The following is a 3,143-nucleotide window of genomic DNA, read 5'->3' on the forward strand; positions in this document are numbered from 1 at the left end:
AAAATAAAAAAATAGGAATAATTAATAACAATTACAATAACACATTGAATACAAATGTTATTTTTTACAATTAAGTAAAAACAAGCCTCTTATTTGATAAATCATAGCAATTGATAAAATAGATCAGATATATCAATCTTTAATTATCAAAAAATTATTATTCTTATCTTTTTATTTATAGCCTTCCAAAATTATAAGAGAAAAAAATGTTATTCATTTCACTATTTAACCATTGTGTTATTGTCTTATAGATAGTGAATACTCCCGTTATAGTAAGGTTTCTATCAATATGTCGATTACTATTTTTATTGCCGTTTTATTCGCCGCTATCTTTCATGCGTGTTGGAATGCATTGGTTAAAGTAGGTAGTGATCGATTTTTAGGGATCTCGTTACTGACTTTTTTTTCGGGTGTTGTAACGCTCCCCGCCCTGTTTTGGGTTGGGCTCCCTGATATTGGTGCATGGAAATGGCTTATTCTCTCTGTTTTATTTCATGTAGGTTACACACTCTCTTTAAGTCGCTGTTATGCATTGGCTGATTTTAATCAGGTCTACCCTATCTCTCGTGGTAGTGCACCATTAATGACCGCTTTTCTTGGTTTTTTTTCTCTTCCATGAAACACTCCCAATAGCTGGCTTGCTAGGCATTTTATTTATCATTCTGGGTATTATCCTGATCTCACGTAGTAGAAAAATAGCAGAGTTTAATTTACGTAAAGATGCACTCTTTTTTGCGCTGCTTACCGCATTATTTACTGCAAGTTATACCCTATCTGATGGTAATGGCTCACGCGTAGGTGAAACGCCGTTTGCATATATTTTATGGCTCTTCTTTTTAAATGGCATCGCAATGTATTTACTTGCTTGGCTTCGTTATCGCCAACATTTAAAAACTAAGATAAAGGATTATTGGAAACCTGCATTTTTAGGTGGGATCATGCAGTTGGTAAGCTATGGTATTGTGATATGGGCGATGAGCCATGCCTCAATCGTGCTTGTGGCGGCGTTAAGAGAGACTAGCGTGTTATTTGCCATGATCTTATCTGTCTATCTGTTAAAAGAGCAATTTAACCGTAAACAGCTATTGGCGTGTTTAGTCATTTTTGCAGGTATTATTGCTATTAAGATGGGATAACATGAAACATCATTCAAATAAAAAGGCCTGATGACAGAATTTATCATCAGGCCTTTTTGAAGGTGATAAGAAAAATTATTTGGTTAAATCATCAAAGAATTTTTTCACACCATCTAAGAAGCTTTTAGAACGAGGGGTATTTTTCTCACCACTCTTACCACCAAATGATTCACCCAGTTGTTCCATTAACTCTTTTTGTTTTTCATTGAGTTTAACGGGGGTTTCAACCACAACGCGGCACATTAAATCACCAATACTGCTACTGCGTACTGATTTAACACCTTTGCCTTTCATGCGGAACATTTTTCCAGTTTGTGTTTCTGCTGGAATTTTAAGTTTCACACGGCCATCAAGTGTTGGGACTTCAATCTCACCACCTAAAGCAGCAATGGCGAAGTTAATAGGTACTTCACAGTAAAGATTATTGCCATCACGTTCAAAAATATGATGCTGACGAACATGAACCTGTACGTATAAATCGCCTGCTGGTGCGCCATTTTCACCGGCTTCACCCTCACCACTTAAGCGAATACGGTCACCGGTATCAACACCGGCTGGAATTTTAACGGACAACGTTTTAGACCGTTCAACACGACCATCACCATGACATTTAGAACAAGGCTCTTTAATCACTTTACCGCGACCATGACACGTTGGACACGCTTGCTGTACAGTGAAGAAACCTTGACGTAAATGAACCTGACCAGCACCATGACAAGTAGAACAGGTTTCTGCCGATGTACCTTCTTTAGCACCACTACCATGGCATTTGTCACATGTTTCTAGTGTAGGTATACGAATTTCTTTAGTAACACCACGAACCGCCTCTTCAAGCGTTAGATCCATGTTGTATTGTAAGTCAGAACCACGTGCTGCGCGCTGTTGACGACGACCACCACCAAAAATATCGCCAAATACATCACCAAAGATATCACCAAAGTCAGCACCACCGCCGAAGCCGCCACCTTGACCACCAAATCCGCCTTGCTCAAACGCAGCATGACCATATTGATCATAAGCAGCACGTTTTTGAGCATCACTTAAGATCTCGTAGGCTTCTTTAATTTCTTTGAATTTTGCTTCTGAATCTTTATCACCTTGATTTCGATCTGGGTGATATTTCATTGCTAAACGCTTATATGCGCGTTTAATTTCTTTTTCATCGGCAGTTTTACTTAAACCGAGGACTTCGTAAAAATCTCTTTTCGCCATTCTAGATTACCCTTGACATAAGCACACGGGCGTTGAGTTTCCTCGACGCCCGTGTTCGGTATCAGTAACTATTCACAGGTAAGTTACCGTGGCCCGTTAAGGGCATTATTTCTTGTCTTTGCCGTCAACTTCTTCAAATTCTGCATCGACAACGTCGTCATCTTTCTTCGCACTTGCATCAGCACCCGCGGCATTATCTGCTGCACCTGCTTGAGCTTGTTGTTGTGCGATTTCTAGCAGTTTTTCAGAAGCTTCAACTAACGCTTTAATTTTTGCTTCAATAGCGTCTTTATCTTCACCTTTAGACGCAATTTCCAACTCGCTTACCGCTTTTTCGATAGATTCTTTATCGTTCGCTGGTAATTTATCACCCGCTTCTTCAATTTGTTTACGTGTACCGTGAACTAATTGGTCAGCTTGGTTACGCGTTTGTACTAATTCTTCAAACTTACGGTCAGCTTCTGCGTTTGCTTCAGCATCACGAACCATTTTTTTGGATTTCTTCTTCATTTAAGCCAGAAGAAGCTTTGATAGTGATGTTTTGCTCACGACCGCTGTTTTTTATCTTTCGCTGATACATGCAAGATACCATCAGCATCGATATCAAAAGTCACTTCGATTTGTGGCATACCACGTGGTGCTGCTTGAATACCATCTAAGTTAAACTGACCCAGTGATTTGTTATCACTTGCACGTTTACGTTCACCTTGTAATACGTGAATAGTTACAGCAGATTGGTTATCTTCTGCGGTAGAGAACACTTGGCTATGTTTAGTTGGAATTGTGGTATTTTTT

General features: G+C 39.1%; 3 protein-coding genes and 1 pseudogene. 2 read left to right on the plus strand and 2 right to left on the minus strand.

What is annotated here, in order from left to right:
- The first annotated feature begins 289 nt into the window (after positions 1-289).
- Together BHE89_RS27085 and BHE89_RS27090 are read left to right on the plus strand one after the other, a co-directional pair.
- Entirely contained in the window at positions 290-619 is a 330-nt protein-coding gene (locus tag BHE89_RS27085; RefSeq protein WP_353615127.1) for a hypothetical protein, read from the plus strand.
- Complete coding sequence (locus BHE89_RS27090) at positions 597-1,136, plus strand: DMT family transporter (protein WP_353615128.1); 540 nt, start codon at positions 597-599, stop codon at positions 1,134-1,136. Before BHE89_RS27085 ends, BHE89_RS27090 begins: the two co-directional genes overlap by 23 nt.
- Before the next feature lie 75 nt (positions 1,137-1,211).
- Here the strand turns inward: BHE89_RS27090 and dnaJ are convergent, their stop codons facing one another.
- Positions 1,212-2,348, minus strand: a complete 1,137-nt coding sequence (gene dnaJ, locus BHE89_RS13345; protein WP_069368649.1) for a molecular chaperone DnaJ — start codon at positions 2,346-2,348, stop codon at positions 1,212-1,214.
- Positions 2,349-2,453: 105 nt separating this feature from the next.
- Positions 2,454-3,143, minus strand: a pseudogene (locus tag BHE89_RS13350) (Hsp70 family protein); the annotation flags it as partial.

It is taken from the genome of Shigella sp. FC1967 (assembly GCF_001743005.1).
GTDB lineage: Bacteria > Pseudomonadota > Gammaproteobacteria > Enterobacterales > Enterobacteriaceae > Proteus.

Bases quoted from the DNA above. Each gene is read 5' to 3' on its own strand.
- BHE89_RS27085 (WP_353615127.1), top strand. From the start codon at position 290: ATGTCGATTACTATTTTTATTGCCGTTTTATTCGCCGCTATCTTTCAT.
- dnaJ (WP_069368649.1), bottom strand. From the start codon at position 2,348: ATGGCGAAAAGAGATTTTTACGAAGTCCTCGGTTTAAGTAAAACTGCC.